The organism is Pseudorhodoferax aquiterrae, assembly GCF_014652235.1.
Lineage (GTDB): Bacteria > Pseudomonadota > Gammaproteobacteria > Burkholderiales > Burkholderiaceae_C > Pseudorhodoferax > Pseudorhodoferax aquiterrae.
Map to the genome: position 1 here is coordinate 170,074 of NZ_BMYK01000006.1, position 13,855 is coordinate 183,928.

16 protein-coding genes are annotated in these 13,855 nt (G+C 68.6%); 7 read left to right on the forward strand and 9 right to left on the reverse strand.

Annotated elements, in window-relative coordinates; all coding sequences use genetic code 11:
- Positions 1-5: 5 nt before the first annotated feature.
- The 5 genes from IE209_RS12670 to IE209_RS12690 are packed head-to-tail and all read right to left on the reverse strand — an operon-like array spanning position 6 to position 4,448.
- Entirely contained in the window at positions 6-719 is a 714-nt protein-coding gene (locus IE209_RS12670; RefSeq protein WP_189687314.1) for an ABC transporter ATP-binding protein, read from the reverse strand.
- Positions 716-1,453: an ABC transporter ATP-binding protein gene (locus tag IE209_RS12675; protein ID WP_189687315.1), complete on the reverse strand. Its 738-nt coding sequence runs from the start codon at positions 1,451-1,453 to the stop codon at positions 716-718. Before IE209_RS12675 ends, IE209_RS12670 begins: the two co-directional genes overlap by 4 nt.
- A complete protein-coding gene (locus tag IE209_RS12680; RefSeq protein WP_189687316.1) occupies positions 1,446-2,372 on the reverse strand; it encodes a branched-chain amino acid ABC transporter permease in 927 nt (308 codons plus the stop codon). Before IE209_RS12680 ends, IE209_RS12675 begins: the two co-directional genes overlap by 8 nt.
- Complete coding sequence (locus IE209_RS12685; protein WP_189687317.1) at positions 2,369-3,247, reverse strand: branched-chain amino acid ABC transporter permease; 879 nt, start codon at positions 3,245-3,247, stop codon at positions 2,369-2,371. The genes IE209_RS12680 and IE209_RS12685 overlap by 4 nt, the downstream gene beginning before the upstream one ends.
- 1 nt (position 3,248) lies before the next feature.
- Positions 3,249-4,448, reverse strand: a complete 1,200-nt coding sequence (locus IE209_RS12690; RefSeq protein ID WP_189687318.1) for an amino acid ABC transporter substrate-binding protein — start codon at positions 4,446-4,448, stop codon at positions 3,249-3,251.
- 181 nt (positions 4,449-4,629) lie between these two features.
- On the opposite strand from IE209_RS12690, the gene IE209_RS12695 reads away from it, so the two are divergent.
- Positions 4,630-5,592, forward strand: a complete 963-nt coding sequence (locus IE209_RS12695; RefSeq protein ID WP_189687319.1) for an AraC-like ligand-binding domain-containing protein — start codon at positions 4,630-4,632, stop codon at positions 5,590-5,592.
- Here the strand turns inward: IE209_RS12695 and IE209_RS12700 are convergent, their stop codons facing one another.
- Genes IE209_RS12700 through IE209_RS12710 form a run of 3 tightly spaced genes read right to left on the reverse strand, consistent with a single transcriptional unit; the run spans position 5,593 to position 6,844 of the window.
- The gene (locus tag IE209_RS12700) at positions 5,593-6,426 is read right to left on the reverse strand and encodes a transglutaminase-like domain-containing protein (protein ID WP_189687320.1); all 834 of its coding nucleotides are present in this window, start codon (positions 6,424-6,426) and stop codon (positions 5,593-5,595) included.
- A 7-nt stretch (positions 6,427-6,433) separates the two neighbouring features.
- Complete coding sequence (locus tag IE209_RS12705) at positions 6,434-6,655, reverse strand: hypothetical protein (RefSeq protein WP_189687321.1); 222 nt, start codon at positions 6,653-6,655, stop codon at positions 6,434-6,436.
- 3 nt (positions 6,656-6,658) lie between these two features.
- The gene (locus IE209_RS12710) at positions 6,659-6,844 is read right to left on the reverse strand and encodes a DUF1328 family protein (protein ID WP_056663631.1); all 186 of its coding nucleotides are present in this window, start codon (positions 6,842-6,844) and stop codon (positions 6,659-6,661) included.
- A 183-nt stretch (positions 6,845-7,027) separates the two neighbouring features.
- On the opposite strand from IE209_RS12710, the gene gstA reads away from it, so the two are divergent.
- Positions 7,028-7,636, forward strand: coding sequence for a glutathione transferase GstA (gene gstA, locus IE209_RS12715; RefSeq protein WP_189687322.1), 609 nt, complete (start codon positions 7,028-7,030; stop codon positions 7,634-7,636).
- A gap of 113 nt (positions 7,637-7,749) precedes the next feature.
- Positions 7,750-8,853: an alkene reductase gene (locus IE209_RS12720; protein WP_189687323.1), complete on the forward strand. Its 1,104-nt coding sequence runs from the start codon at positions 7,750-7,752 to the stop codon at positions 8,851-8,853.
- 69 nt (positions 8,854-8,922) lie between these two features.
- On the opposite strand, the gene IE209_RS12725 is transcribed toward IE209_RS12720, so the two are convergent.
- Positions 8,923-9,480 carry a bactofilin family protein gene (locus IE209_RS12725; RefSeq protein ID WP_189687324.1) on the reverse strand — a complete coding sequence of 186 codons (558 nt, stop codon included), beginning with the start codon at positions 9,478-9,480 and terminating at the stop codon, positions 8,923-8,925.
- 225 nt (positions 9,481-9,705) lie between these two features.
- Between IE209_RS12725 and IE209_RS12730 the strand changes: the two genes are divergently transcribed.
- From IE209_RS12730 to IE209_RS12745, 4 genes are read left to right on the forward strand one after another with little or no spacing between them, the layout of a single operon-like run.
- Complete coding sequence (locus IE209_RS12730) at positions 9,706-10,728, forward strand: ABC transporter ATP-binding protein (protein WP_189687325.1); 1,023 nt, start codon at positions 9,706-9,708, stop codon at positions 10,726-10,728.
- 43 nt (positions 10,729-10,771) lie between these two features.
- Positions 10,772-12,037: an ABC transporter substrate-binding protein gene (locus tag IE209_RS12735; RefSeq protein ID WP_189687326.1), complete on the forward strand. Its 1,266-nt coding sequence runs from the start codon at positions 10,772-10,774 to the stop codon at positions 12,035-12,037.
- Positions 12,038-12,041: 4 nt separating this feature from the next.
- Entirely contained in the window at positions 12,042-12,968 is a 927-nt protein-coding gene (locus tag IE209_RS12740) for an ABC transporter permease (RefSeq protein WP_189687327.1), read from the forward strand.
- The gene (locus tag IE209_RS12745; RefSeq protein WP_189687328.1) at positions 12,968-13,852 is read left to right on the forward strand and encodes an ABC transporter permease; all 885 of its coding nucleotides are present in this window, start codon (positions 12,968-12,970) and stop codon (positions 13,850-13,852) included. The genes IE209_RS12740 and IE209_RS12745 overlap by 1 nt, the downstream gene beginning before the upstream one ends.
- Positions 13,853-13,855 lie beyond the last annotated feature (3 nt).

Genomic DNA, 13,855 nt, shown 5'->3' on the forward strand with positions numbered 1-13,855 from the left:
TTTTCTCAAGCGGTGGCCACACCGAGGTAGGCGTGGCGGACGATGTCGGATTGCGCGATCTCGGCGGCCGGCCCGCCGGCCACGAGCGCACCGCGCTCCAGCACATGGGCGCGGTCGGCCACGGCCAGGGCCTTCTTCACGTTCTGCTCGACCAGCAGCACCGTGGTGCCGGCGTCGGCGATGCGGCGTGCGATGCCCAGCAGCTCGTCGACCATGCGCGGCGCCAGGCCCAGCGAGGGCTCGTCCAGCATCAGGAGGCGCGGCGCGCTCATCATGGCCCGCGCCACGGCCACCATCTGCTGTTCGCCGCCACTCATGGTGCCGGCCAGCTGCTGGGCGCGCTCGGCCAGGCGTGGGAAGTCGGCCAAGGCCTGGCGCAGGCGTTCGGCGCGCTGGGCCTTGGTGCTGAGCCAGCCGCCCAGCTCCAGGTTCTCGGTGACGGTCATCTGCGGGAACAGCTGGCGCCCCTCGGCCACCAGCGCCATGCCGCGGCGCACGGCCACGCCGCTCTGGCGCACGGGCAACAAGGTGTCGTCCAGCAGCACGGTGCCGGTGCGCGGGATCAGCCCGGCCAGGGCCTTGAGCAGCGTGGTCTTGCCGGCGCCGTTGGGGCCCAGGATCACCGTGAGGCCGGAGCCGACTTCCAGGTCGATGGACCGCAGCACGTTGAAGCCGCCGTAGCCGGCGCCCAGGCCTTGAATCTTGAGAGAGGCCGTCATGCCGCCACCTCGTCGCCCAGGTAGGCCTCGATGACCTCGGCGTTGCGCGTGACCTCGGCCGGCGTGCCGTCCGCGATCTTGCGGCCCTGGTGCAGCACCAGCACGCGCTCCACGTGGCGCAGCAGCGTGGTGACCGCATGCTCGATCCAGACCACCGCCAGGCCCAGCTCGCCGCGCAAGCGGCCGATCAGCCGGGCCATGGCCTCGACCTCGGCCTCGGTCAGCCCGGCCGCCACCTCGTCGAGCAGCAGCAGGCGGGGCCGCGTGGCCAGGGCCATGCCGATCTCCAGCAAGCGCTGCTGGGCCGGCGTGACGGCCGCAGCGGGCAGCTCCGCCTGGGCCGACAGGCCGATCAGCGCAAGAATGCTGGACGCATCGGCCAAGGCCGGCACGGCATGTCGGCCCCGGCCCGCGAACTGCAGGCCGAAGTCCACGTTCTCGCGCACGCGCAGGCCGCCGAACACGCGCGGCGTCTGGAAGGTGCGCGCCACACCCTGGGCCGCGAAGCGGTGCGGGCCCTGCCCTGCGAGGTCGTGCCCACCCAGCAGCAGCGCGCCACTGGTGGGTGGCTGCACGCCCGAGATCGCGTTGAAGAAGGTGGTCTTGCCCGCGCCGTTGGGGCCGATGATGCCGACCAGCTCTCCCGCGTCGAACGTGGCGTCCACCGCGTCCACGGCCGTCAGGCCGCCGAAGCGCACCGTGACGGCGCGGGCCTGCAGCAGTCGCTCAGCCATGGACATGCTCCCGGCGGAACCAGCCGCGCACCTGCGCCCAGCGCAGGCTGCCCAGGCCGTCGGGCAGGTACATGACCGACAGGATCAGCAGCAGTCCCAGCGCCACCATGTAGGCCTGCGGCAGCTGCAGCCGCAGCGTCTCGGCCAGCACGCTGAACACCACGGCCGCGACCAGCGGCCCCCACAGCGTGGCCGCGCCGCCGATCAACGCGATCAGCACGGTCTGGAAACCGATGAAGGGGTTGAAGACCGTGACCGGGTCGATGTAGGTCCAGCGCACGGCCATCGCCGCGCCGATGGCACCGGCGAAGGCGGCGGTCAGCGCGAAGCCCAGCGTCTTCACGAACCGCGTGTCCACGCCCAGCGTCTGCGCGCGCTGCTCGTCGAAGCCGATGCCCGTGAGCGCGAGGCCGAAGCGCCGCCGCCGCACCACGATGGCCGTGGCCACGGCGCTGGCGGCGATCCCCAGCACCGTGTAGTAGACCGTCGTCTCCTCGGGCACCACCACCAGCACGCGGCCCACCGTGCCCGTGACCTGCTTTTCGAAGTAGGTCACGGCATGGCGGATCAGCTCGGTCATGCCGAAGGTCAGCACTGCGAAGTAGGTGCCGCGCAGGTGCAGCACGGCCAGGCCCATCACCAGCGCGATGGCCGCCGCCACCAGCGCGCCCAGGCCCACGGCCGCGAGCCAGGGCAGGCTCTCCAGCACCAGGGCGCTGGTGTAGGCGCCGATGCCGAAGAAGGCCGCGGTCGCCAGCGAGAGGTAGCGCGTGCTGCCGCAGAACAGGCTCCAGCTCGAGGCCAGCGCCACGTACATGAGGCAGGTCAGCGCCAGCGAGAGCAGGAACGCGCTCGCGATGCCGGGCAGCAGCGCCGCGGCCAGCGTGAGCCCCGCCAGAAGAATCCAGTCGCGCTTCATCGTTTTGCAAACAGTCCGTTGGGTTTCCAGAGCAGCACGGCGATGAACACGCCGTACGACAGCAGCGACTTGAGCGAGGGGTTCGTGAAGTGCATGCCCAGGGCCTCGATCACGCCCAGCAGCAAGCCGCCCGCCAGCGCACCGCCCATGCTGCCGAAGCCCCCCAGCGTGATCACGATCAGCGCCGTCACCGTGTAGGGTTCGCCCATGGACGGCGTGATCGTGTAGGCCATGGACAGCAGGCAACCCGCCACGCCCGACAGCCCCAGGCCCACGCCGAACATCAGCGGGTGCAGCCGCCGGGTGTCGATGCCCACCAGCTGCGCGCCCGTGGGCGACTGCATCAGCGCGCGCACGCCCTTGCCCAGCAGCGTGAAGCGCAGCAGCGCCATCAGCGCCAGCGCGAACACGAGAGCCAGGCCGAACACCACGAGCTTGTTGGCCGCGAACTGCGCGCCGCCGATCGCCACCGGCGTGGTCAGGTAGTCGTAGCCGCGCAGGTCGCCGCCCCAGGCCCAGCTGGCGAAGTTCTGCACCAGGAACATCAGGCCGAAGGCCACCATGAGCCCGCGGGCCTCGAACACGTCCACGTTGGGCGCCTGCGCCGCAAGCTTGCGGAAGGTCAGGGCGTGCACCACCAGGCCCACCAGCAGCAGGCCCGCGAAGGCCAGCGGCAGCACGGCCAGCGGCGACCAGCCCAGGAGCGTGTGCGCCATCCAGGTCGCGTAGGCGCCCAGCATCAGGAACTCGCCATGCGCGATGTTCAGGATGCGCATGAGGCCGTACTGCAGGTTCAGCCCCAGGCCCACGAGCGCGTAGATGCCGCCCGTGATGAGGCCGCTGGCGATCAGTTCGAACCAGGCTGTCGACGACACGTCACTTCCACGCCGGCTTGTTCGGATTCAGCTTGGCCGTGGCCATGGACGCCGGCCACACCACCTCGAACTCGCCGTTCTGCCACTGGCCCACGCTGCCCGGCGTGGCGGTGTTCTCGCTGCCAGTGAACTTCACGTCGCCGATGATGGTCTTGTGCGTGGTGCCGGCCACGTAGTCGCGGATGGCCTTGCGGTCCAGCCCGGCCTTGGCCACAGCCGCCTGCAGGATCTCCAGCGCCGCCCAGCAATGGCCGCTGGCCCAGCGGTCCGGCTCCTTGCCCTCGAAGCGTTTGGTGTGCGCATCGAAGTAGGCCTTGGCGCCCGCGCTGGTCTTGCTGTTCCAAGAGCCCATGCCCAGCACGCCCTCGGCCCCCGGCGCCGTGATCACGTTGCGGTAGAGCTGGAACGCCGTGCCCACCGAGGCGTAGAAGAACTTCGGGTTGAAGCCCACCTCTTTGGCCTGCTTGCTTGCGAGGATGGTGTCGGGCGGGTAGGTGATGCCGATGAAGGCGTCGGGGTTCTGCTCCTTGATGCCGCGCAGCACGGGCGAGAGGTCCTTCACGCCCAGCGGGTAGCTCTTGCGCTCCAGCACCTGGATCGAGGTCTTCTTGAGCGCGTTGTTGAGCGCCGCGAAGTTCTCCAGCCCGAACAGGTCGTCCATGTAGACGATGGCGATGGTCTTCACGCCGCTGGCCACCAGCATGTCCACCAGCGCGCCCATCATGCGGTCGGGCTGCTGCAGGATGGAGAAGAAGAACGACAGGTTCATGTCGATCAGCTTGCGCGACAGCGCCGTGGGCGCCAGCATCGGGTAGCCGAACCGCTGCGCCAGCGGCGCGATCGCGAAGTTGGCGTTGCTGCCCCAGGGCGGCAGGATCAGGTCGACCTTGTCGCTGCCCATGAGCTTCTGGTAGCTGCGCACGCAGGTCTCGATGTCGCTGCGGTCGTCCACGCTCAGCAGCTCGACCGGGCGCTTGGTCCCCTTCACGTCCAGGCCGCCCGCGGCATTCACCTGCTCGGCCCACAGCAGGTAGTTGGGCTCTTGGCTGACCTGGGCACCGGGCGCCCAGGGGCCGGTGCGGGCCATGGCGTAGCCGATGCGCACGGGCGCGGATTGGGCGCGCAGCGCAGGCGCGAAGGCCGCGCTGGCGAGCGCGGCGGCCGCGCCTTGCAGCACGCGGCGGCGGGAGTGTGTGCTCATGGTCTCGTCTCCTCAGGATCGGTGCCCCGGATCGTAGGAAGACGCCCCCGCGCGCGCTGTGCGCAGCGTGCACGCGATGCTGACACCAGCGTGCACGGGCCCCAGGGTTAACCCGGGATCATGCCCGCATGCCGGGCCGCGCCGCCTATCATCGCGGCCCGTTCCCTTGCCGGAGAAGCCGATGACCCCGTCCCTGCTGCTGAGCACCGACGCGGTCGCCCCGCGCGACCGGGCGCCGCAATGGCGCGAATGGATCTGGCGCCATTTCGGCGGCCTGGACTCCGACCTCTACGGCGACAGCGATTTCGACGGCCGGCTGTCGGCCTCGCGCGCCGGCGACGTGGTGCTCACGCGGCTGGAGGCCGGCCGGCACCGTGTGTTGCGCACACCGCAGATGGCGCGCCGCGACGCCGCCGGCTACCTCAAGATCGTCGCCCCCTGGCAGGGCAGCGCCGAGGTCGAGCAGCAGGGCCGCAAGGCCCGCGCCCAGGCCGGCGGCTGGATCATCTACGACACCACGCACGGCTACGCCATCGACAACCCCGCGCCCACCGAGCACCTGATCGTGATGCTGCCCAAGCGGCAGATGGCCGAGCGCGGCGTGCGGCTCGATCCGCTCATGGCCCGGCATGTGGGCGGGGCCCACGGCATCTCGCGCGTGGCGCTGGAGACCATGCGCAACACCTACCTGGAGTTGCCCGCGATGAGCGAGACGGCCGCGCGCGGCGCGGGCGAACTCATCATGCAGCTGGTGCAGCTCTCGCTGCTCGAACTCGCAGGCCAGGGCACGGCCGTGACGCTCAAGGAGGCGCTGCGCGACCGCATCCGCGACCATGTGGCGCGCCACCTGCGCGACCCGCTGCTGTCCATCGAGCAGATCGCGGCCGCGCTCAACTGCAGCAAGCGCCATCTGCACAACGCCTTCGCCCAGGGCGACCAGACGCTGGCCAGCTACATCCAGCAGCAGCGGCTGCAGGCCTGCATCCAGGAGTTGCGGCAAAGCCCCGCGGCAGGCCGTTCGATCACCGACATCGCGCTGTCCTGGGGCTTCTCGAACATGTCGCACTTCGCGCGCGTGTTCCGCGAGCACGCGGGCATGAGCCCGAGCGCGTTCCGCCAGGCCGCGCGTGCGGCTGGCGGCTGATCAGGCCACGGCGCGCAGCAGCGGCTGGCCTGTCGGCGCGGCAGTGGCCCCGGCACTCTCGCGCACGACGATGTCCTTGCGCGTGAGGCTGGCCTTTCCGAACAGCGTGGCGAAGGCCACGTCCTTGGCGTCGCGGCCCGTGCCCACGCGCACCAGGCGTTCCACGGGCGCCATGCGCGTGGGATCGAACAGCACCCAGCGGCCATCCAGCCAGGCCTCGAAGACGGCGTGGAAATCCTGCGGCGGCTCGTCGAAGTAGACGTAGCCCGCCACCAGGCGCGCGGGGATGTTGAGCGCGCGGCAGAAGGTCACGCCCAGGTGGGCGAAATCGCGGCACACCCCCTGGCGCTGCACGAAGATCTGCTGCGCCGTGGTGGTCGCGTCGCTGGAGCCCGGCGTGTAGGCGATGTTGTCGTGGATCCAGTCGCTGATGGCCTGCACGCGCGCGAGGCCCGCCGGCGCCTTGCAGAACAGCTGCTGCGCGGCATTGCCCAGCAGGTCGGATTCGCAATAGCGCGTGGGCGACAGGAAGTGCAGCACCTCGTCGGGGATGCGGTTCACAGGGGACTCGCCCAGGTCCGGCGCCGGCAGCGCATAGTGCAGCTCGACCTCGGCCTGGTAATGCACGTGCACAGGCCCCTTGGGCGCATCGAAGCGCACGAAGCGGTTGCCCTTCACCGGATCGCGGTAGTCGTGCAAGGGCAGCGCAGGCTCCACCTGCAGGCGTTCCTCGCGCAGATGCTGGTCGGGATGGTCGGCCACCTGCAGGTGCAGGCACAAATGCGTGGGCTCTTCCACCTCGTAGACGAGCTGGACGTCGATGGACGACAGCATGGGAAGCTCAGGCGTGGCGGCGGCCGCGCAGCGTGCGCGCATGCTCGCGTTCACGGTGCGCGCGGGCCGCGCGCCCGGCGTCCTTGCGCGTCTGCGGCACCTGCCCGTCGGGCCACCAATCGGCAGCCGTCACGAGCAGGATGCGCTGCACGCGCTGCAGCGGGCTGTGCAGCCACTGCTGCAGCTGCGCGTAGCGCTGGTTGCCCAGGCCTTCGGGAACAGATTGCACGGCTCAGTCCAGGATCTTCTTGGCCGCGCCCACGCCCAGGGCGGCCAGCACGACGAACACCACGGCCAGGATCAGGAACAGGCCGAACAGCACCTTGGCGATGCCGGCCGCACCCGCAGCCACACCACCGAAACCCAAGCCCCCGGCAACCAATGCGATCAGCGCAAAGATGATGGCCCACTTCAACATGTCGACTCTCCTCGAATGGCGGCGGCGCCGCGCTTGGAGGCAATGTAGAAACACGGGCTTTGCGCCTGCATCAGCCTCCGTCAACGGGGGGTGTAGGACAATCGCGCGGCCCTTTTTCGGGCGCCGCCACGCGGTCTCCCGGTGCTGGCGGCACAACGCTTCCAAACCTTTCGGAAACACGCCATGAAGCTGTATTACTCCCCTGGTGCCTGCTCGCTGTCCCCGCACATCGTGCTGCGCGAAGCCGGCCTCGCGTTCGAAGCCGTGAAGGCCCCGACCAAGACGCACAAGCTCGACGACGGCACCGATTACTACACCATCAACCCGCTGGGCTATGTGCCGCTGCTGGAGCTGGACGACGGCACGCGCCTGGCCGAAGGCCCGGCCATCGTGCAATACATCGCCGACCAGGCCCCGCTCAAGAACCTGGCCCCGGCCAACGGCACGCTGGCACGCTACCGCCTGCAGTCGCTGCTGACCTTCATCGGCACCGAACTGCACAAGGGCTACAGCCCGCTCTTCTATCCCACGACGCCCGAGGAATACAAAACCACGGTGCGTGAGAAGCTGGTGTCCCGCTACAAGTGGGTCGACGAGCAGCTGGCCGGCAAGGACTACCTGACGGGCGAAAACTTCACGGTCGCCGACGCCTACCTGTTCACCGTCACCAACTGGGCCAAGCCCACCGGTGTGGACCTCTCGGCCTTCCCCAACGTGGCCGCCTTCATGGCCCGCGTCGCTGCGCGTCCCGCCGTGCAGGAAGCGCTCAAGGCCGAAGGCCTGGCCAAGTAAGTCGATGTAACGGGGCGGCCGCCATCTTGAAGATGGCGGCGCCGCCCCGATCTGCACGCCTCGTCCGCTCCGGCACTCTGGGGTGGCCAAGAATCAAATCCAACGGAGAGTGCATGTCTTCCTTGTTCGAGCCCACCCATGCGGGCAGCCTGGCGCTGGCCAACCGCATCGTCATGGCCCCGCTCACGCGCAACCGTTCCCCGCGCGCCGTTCCCGGCCCGCTGGCCGTGGAGTACTACCGCCAGCGCGCCAGCGCCGGCCTGATCGTCAGCGAGGGCACGGCCATCAGCCAGCAGGGCCAGGGCTATGCCGACGTGCCGGGCCTGTACGCGCCCGAGCAGTTGGAAGGCTGGCGCAAGGTCACGGCCGCCGTGCATGCCGCAGGCGGCAAGATCGTCACGCAGCTCTGGCATGTGGGCCGCGTCTCGCACACCGAACTGCAGGCCGACGGCCAGGCGCCCGTGGCGCCATCGGCCATCCCCGCCGCCACCAAGACCTACCTGATCCGCAATGGCCAGGGCGGCTTCGAGGCCACCTCCACGCCGCGCGCGCTGGCGGCCGAGGAATTGCCCGGCATCGTCGATGACTTCCGCAAGGCCGCGCGCGCTGCCCTGGACAGCGGCTTCGACGGCGTGGAGATCCACGGTGCCAACGGCTACCTGCTCGACCAGTTCATGAAGCTCGGTGCCAACCACCGCACCGACCACTACGGCGGCAGCATCGCCAACCGCATCCGCTTCCCGCTCGAGGTGGTGCGTGCGGTGGCGGCCGAGATCGGCGCCGGCCGCGTGGGCCTGCGCATCTCGCCCGTCACGCCGGCCAACGGCATTTCCGACCCCGATCCGCAACCGCTGTTCGAAGCCCTGTTGGCCGAGCTCGCGCCGCTGGGCCTGGCCTACATCCACGTGATCGAGGGCGCCACGGGCGGCCCGCGCGAGATCGACGACCGGCCCTTCGACTACCGCAAGCTCAAGGCCGCCTACCGGGCTGCAGGCGGCAAGGCCGCCTGGATGGTCAACAACGGCTACGACCGCCATCTCGCCGATGAGGCCCTGGCCGACGGCGCCGACCTCGTGGCCTTCGGCCGGCCCTTCATCGCCAACCCCGACCTGGTGCGCCGCCTGCGCGAGCGCGCCCCGCTGCAGGTGCCCGACCGCGCCACCATGTACGGCGGCGGTGCCGAAGGCTACACCGACTACCCCACGCTGCCGGCCTGACGCGGCCACCGCCCAACGAAAAACGCCGACCCGAGGGTCGGCGTTTGCCGTTGGAGAAGGCCGAGAAGATCAGGCCGCAGCCAGTGCCGGCTTGCTGCTCTTGGCAGCGCCCGCGCCGAAGCTGATCTCGCCCGAGATCTGGCCGCCTTCCTCGATCACGACCTTGCCGTAGCGGATCTTGCCGTTGACCTTGCCCGTGGCGTACACCACGAGCTTCTCGCGCACCACGAGGTCACCGTCGAAGGCGCCGCGGATCTCGGCCAGGTCGACCTCGGCCGAGCCCTTGAATGCGCCCTGCTCCGCGATCTGCATCATGCGCGAGTCCATCGTGGCCTCGACCGTGCCCTCGACCACCAGCGTGTCGCAGTCCGTGATCTCCACGCCCTTGAGCTTGATGTTGGGGCCGACGATGAGCTTGCTGCCGGGCTCCTGCGTGGCGGCGCTGACGGGGGCGCTGGCGCTGCTGCCGGGCGCCGACGGGGTGGTCGCGGAAGAGGCCATGTTGCTGCTGGACGAAGTGGTGGAAGAGGACGAGGGCTGCAACGCCGAGGTGTTGTTGAACGTGCTCGGCCGGGTGTTCAGGGGCTCGTTCTCACGCTTGCCGAAAAAGGGGGATTGCAGGGCCACTGGGCGTTCTCCGATCAAAACTCCATCCTAGGGGAAGCTGCCGGAGAAACCGCAAAAGACGCATGCAACTTCTGTAACCCGAAGAAAGCAGCACCAAGGCGGACAGCACGCACCAAGCGCGCGTGCGCTGGCGGCTTTGTACGCACTTCTTCGGGTGCTCTTTGTACGCATTTCGGTCCGGTCCTTGCGTACAAACATGGCATGGGCTTTGCGTACGGCCTGCCCATGCCTCCTGCCGCCCCCTCCCCCAGCAGCGCGCCCCGGCCCGTGGCCGTGGAACTCGTGGCCCTGACCAAGCGCTATGCGCAGGGGCAGCCCGCCGTGGACAGCATCGACCTGCGCATTGCCAGCGGCAGCTACTGCTGCCTGCTGGGGCCGTCGGGCTGCGGCAAGAGCACCACGCTGCGCATGATCGCGGGCCACGAAACCGTGAGCAGCGGCGACGTGCTGCTGGAGGACCGCAACATCACCGACCTGCCCGCGGCCGCACGCGGCACGGCCATGATGTTCCAGAGCTTCGCGCTGTTCCCGCACCTCACGGCGCTGGACAACGTGGCCTTCAGCCTCAAGATGAAGGGCGTGGCCAAGGCCGAGCGCCAGGCCAAGGCGCAGGACCTGCTGGAACGCGTGGCCATGGGCCACCTCGCGCAGCGCAAGCCCGGCGAACTCTCGGGCGGCCAGCAGCAGCGTGTGGCACTCGCACGTGCGCTGATCACCCAGCCCAAGGTGCTGCTGCTGGACGAGCCGCTCTCCGCGCTCGACCCCTTCCTGCGCATCCAGATGCGCGCCGAGCTGCGCCGCTGGCAGAAGGAGCTGGGCCTGACCTTCATCCACGTGACGCACTCGCAGGAAGAGGCGATGGCGCTGGCCGACACCATGGTCGTCATGAACCACGGCCTGATCGAGCAGGTCGGTTCACCGCACGAGGTCTACAACAAGCCGGCCACCGAATTCATCGCACGCTTCATGGGCGGGCACAACGTGCTGCAGACGCCGACCGGCAAGATCGCCGTGCGCAACGACCACATGCGCATCGAGGTCGATGGCGAGGGCATCGCTGCCACCGTCACCGATGTCGAGTACCAGGGCACCTACGTGCTGCTGGGCCTGGATGCCGAGAACGCCGACGCGCGCACCGGCGTCTCGGTGATGCTGCCCGAATCGGTCTTCGCCGACCGCCCCTACGCCCTGGGCGAACACGTGCGCCTGTCCTGGGCCACGTCGCACGCGCACGCACTCGCCGCCTGATTCCCCTTTCATCCACCCCCGCCATCGATTGGAGAGACGACCCATGTCCGAGAACACCACTTCCTGCGGCCTGCAGCGCCGCGCCCTGCTCAAGGGCACGGCCGGCATCCTGGCCACGGGCACCGCGCCCTTCGTGCACGCGCAGGAGCCCATCGTGCTGCGCTACCTGGGCACGGCCGTGAACCAGGACAAGGCCATCGCCGAGAAGTTCAAGGCCGACACCGGCATCACCATCCAGTACGTGGCCGTGACCACCGACGACGTGACCAAGCGCGCCGTCACCGCGCCCAACAGCTTCGACCTGATCGACACCGAGTACTTCTCGCTCAAGAAGATCGTGCCCACCGGCAACCTGAAGGGCATCGACACCAAGAAGATCAAGAACGCCGACAAGATCACCACGCTGTTCACCACCGGCACCGTGGGCGGCAAGGCCGTGGGCGACCAGGGCACGGCACCCAAGAAGGTGATCTTCCTGGAGGGCGAGAAGAGCAAGGTGTTCGCCAAGAGCCCCACGCAGTTCATGAGCCTGATCCCCACGGTCTACAACGCCGACACGCTGGGCATCCGACCCGACCTGATCAAGCGCCCGATCGACTCCTGGGCCGAACTGCTGAACCCCGAGTTCAAGGGCAAGGCCGCGATCCTGAACATCCCCTCCATCGGCATCATGGACGCGGCCATGGTGGTGGAGGCCAAGGGCCTGTACAAGTATCCCGACAAGGGCAACATGACCAAGAAGGAGATCGACCTCACGATCAAGACCTTGATCGAAGCCAAGAAGGCCGGCCAGTTCCGCGCGCTGTGGAAGGACTTCAACGAGTCGGTCAACCTGATGTCCTCGGGCGAGGTGGTGATCCAGTCCATGTGGAGTCCCGCCGTGACAGCCGTGCGCACCAAGGGCATCGCCTGCAACTTCCAGCCGCTCAAGGAAGGCTACCGCGCCTGGGCCGCCGGCTTCGGCCTGCCGTCCACGCTGTCGGGCAGGAAGCTCGACGGCGCCTACGAGTTCATCAACTGGTTCCTGGACGGCTGGGCCGGCGCCTACCTGAACCGCCAGGGCTACTACAGCGCCGTGCTCGACACCGCCAAGGCCAAGATGGAAGCCTACGAGTGGGCCTACTGGATGGAAGGCAAGCCAGCCGAGAAGGACATCAAGGCGCCCAACGGCGAACTGCTGGCCAAGGCCGGATCGGTGCGCGACGGTGGCTCCTACGAGCAGCGCATGGGCGGCATCGCCTGCTGGAACGCGCTCATGGACGAGAACACCTACATGGTCCAGAAGTGGAATGAATTCGTAGCCGCGTGACCCCATGAGCGCACCTGCCACCCCCTCCCACGGTGCCCCCGCGGCGGCGCCAGGCCGCGCGATCGCGGCCTGGTGGCAGGCTGCGCCGTTCACGCTGGTCTTCGCCCTGTTCTTCCTGGTCCCGCTGGCGCTGATCGGCATGGTCAGCCTGTGGGATTTCAACGAGTACGAGCTGATCCCGGACTTCACCTTCAAGAACTACGCCACCGTGTTCGAGGGCTGCCTGGCCAGCATGGCCGGCAGCGAGGACCTGTGCGTCACGCTCAAGACCTACCTCTCCACGCTCAAATTCTCGTTCCTGGTCTGGGCCATCACGCTGGTGCTGGGCTTCGCGGTCTCGTACTTCCTGGCCTTCCACGTGCGCAGCGCGGGCATGCAGACGGCGCTGTTCGTGCTGTGCACCATCCCGTTCTGGACCAGCAACGTGATCCGCATGATCTCGTGGGTGCCGCTGCTGGGCCGCAACGGCCTGGTCAACCAGGGCCTGCAGGGCATCGGCCTCATCGACCAGCCGCTCGAATGGCTGCTGTTCTCCGACTTCTCGGTCACGCTGGCCTTCGTGCACCTCTACACAATGTTCATGATCGTGCCCATCTTCAACAGCATGATGCGCATCGACCGCAGCCTGCTGGAGGCCGCCAGCGACAGCGGCGCCAACGCCTGGCAGACGCTGTGGAACGTGATCGTGCCGCTGTGCAAGACCGGCATCCTCATCGGCTCCATCTTCGTCATCACCATCGTGATGGGTGACTTCGTGACCATCGGCGTCATGGGCGGCCAGCAGATCGCCTCGGTCGGCAAGATCATCCAGGTGCAGACCTCCTACCTGCAGTTCCCGCTGGCCGCGGCCAACGCGGTGATCCTGCTGGCGGCCGTGCTCATGATCATCTGGGCGCTGACGCGCATGGTCGACATCCGCAAGGAACTGTGATGCAGGCAAGAATCTCCGATGCCCGCCCCGCCGGCTTCTGGCCGCTGGCCGCGGTCTTCGCCCTGTTCGTTCTGTTCATGTACGGCCCCATGGCCGTCATCGTGGCGCTGAGCTTCCAGGGCCCCGAGGGCGGCCTCACCTTCCCGATGCGCGGCCTCTCACTGCACTGGTTCCGCCAGCTGGCCGAAGGCCTGGGCGTGGTCGACATCGGCGCCGCGCTACGGCGCTCGCTGGGCCTGGGCGCGGCCGTGATGGTGTGCACCGTCGTGCTGTCGGTGCTGGCGGGCCTGGCCTTTCGCAAGAAGCTCAAGGGCGGCAACGCGCTGTTCTACATCGTCGTGGCAAGCCTCATCATGCCGTCCATCATCGTCTCGCTGGGCATCGGCCTGGAGTTCCGGCTGCTGGACACCGGCATCAAGTGGTTGCTCGGCGCGTTGGGCATGGAAGGCCTGCTGGAGAACTACGGCACGGCGCTGGGCCTGTTCACCTCGGCCCTGGGCGCGCACCTCACGTGGACGCTGCCCTTCGGTTTGCTGATCATGTTCGCCGTGTTCAACCGCTTCAACACCAGCTACGAGGAAGCCGCGCGCGACCTCGGTGCCACGCCCTGGCAGAGCTTCAGCCAGGTGGTGCTGCCGCTGATCGCGCCCTCGGTGGTGGGCATCGGCATGTTCGGCTTCACGCTGTCGTGGGACGAGATCGCGCGCACCTCGCAGGCCATCGGCGACGTGAACACCCTGCCGCTGGAGCTGCAGGGCCTGACCTCCACCGTCACCACGCCCGCCATCTATGCGCTGGGCACCGTGACCACGGTCGTGTCCTTCCTCGTGATGGGCCTGGCGATCGGATTGGCCCTGCTGCTGGCACGCCGGCGCAAGGGATAGAGT

Bases quoted from the DNA above. Each gene is read 5' to 3' on its own strand.
- IE209_RS12720 (WP_189687323.1), top strand. From the start codon at position 7,750: ATGTCTTCCTTGTTCGAGCCCACCCATGCGGGCAGCCTGGCGCTGGCC.
- IE209_RS12735 (WP_189687326.1), top strand. From the start codon at position 10,772: ATGTCCGAGAACACCACTTCCTGCGGCCTGCAGCGCCGCGCCCTGCTC.
- gstA (WP_189687322.1), top strand. From the start codon at position 7,028: ATGAAGCTGTATTACTCCCCTGGTGCCTGCTCGCTGTCCCCGCACATC.
- IE209_RS12695 (WP_189687319.1), top strand. From the start codon at position 4,630: ATGACCCCGTCCCTGCTGCTGAGCACCGACGCGGTCGCCCCGCGCGAC.
- IE209_RS12670 (WP_189687314.1), bottom strand. From the start codon at position 719: ATGACGGCCTCTCTCAAGATTCAAGGCCTGGGCGCCGGCTACGGCGGC.
- IE209_RS12675 (WP_189687315.1), bottom strand. From the start codon at position 1,453: ATGGCTGAGCGACTGCTGCAGGCCCGCGCCGTCACGGTGCGCTTCGGC.
- IE209_RS12730 (WP_189687325.1), top strand. From the start codon at position 9,706: ATGCCTCCTGCCGCCCCCTCCCCCAGCAGCGCGCCCCGGCCCGTGGCC.
- IE209_RS12700 (WP_189687320.1), bottom strand. From the start codon at position 6,426: ATGCTGTCGTCCATCGACGTCCAGCTCGTCTACGAGGTGGAAGAGCCC.
- IE209_RS12740 (WP_189687327.1), top strand. From the start codon at position 12,042: ATGAGCGCACCTGCCACCCCCTCCCACGGTGCCCCCGCGGCGGCGCCA.
- IE209_RS12690 (WP_189687318.1), bottom strand. From the start codon at position 4,448: ATGAGCACACACTCCCGCCGCCGCGTGCTGCAAGGCGCGGCCGCCGCG.
- IE209_RS12745 (WP_189687328.1), top strand. From the start codon at position 12,968: ATGCAGGCAAGAATCTCCGATGCCCGCCCCGCCGGCTTCTGGCCGCTG.
- IE209_RS12710 (WP_056663631.1), bottom strand. From the start codon at position 6,844: ATGTTGAAGTGGGCCATCATCTTTGCGCTGATCGCATTGGTTGCCGGG.
- IE209_RS12680 (WP_189687316.1), bottom strand. From the start codon at position 2,372: ATGAAGCGCGACTGGATTCTTCTGGCGGGGCTCACGCTGGCCGCGGCG.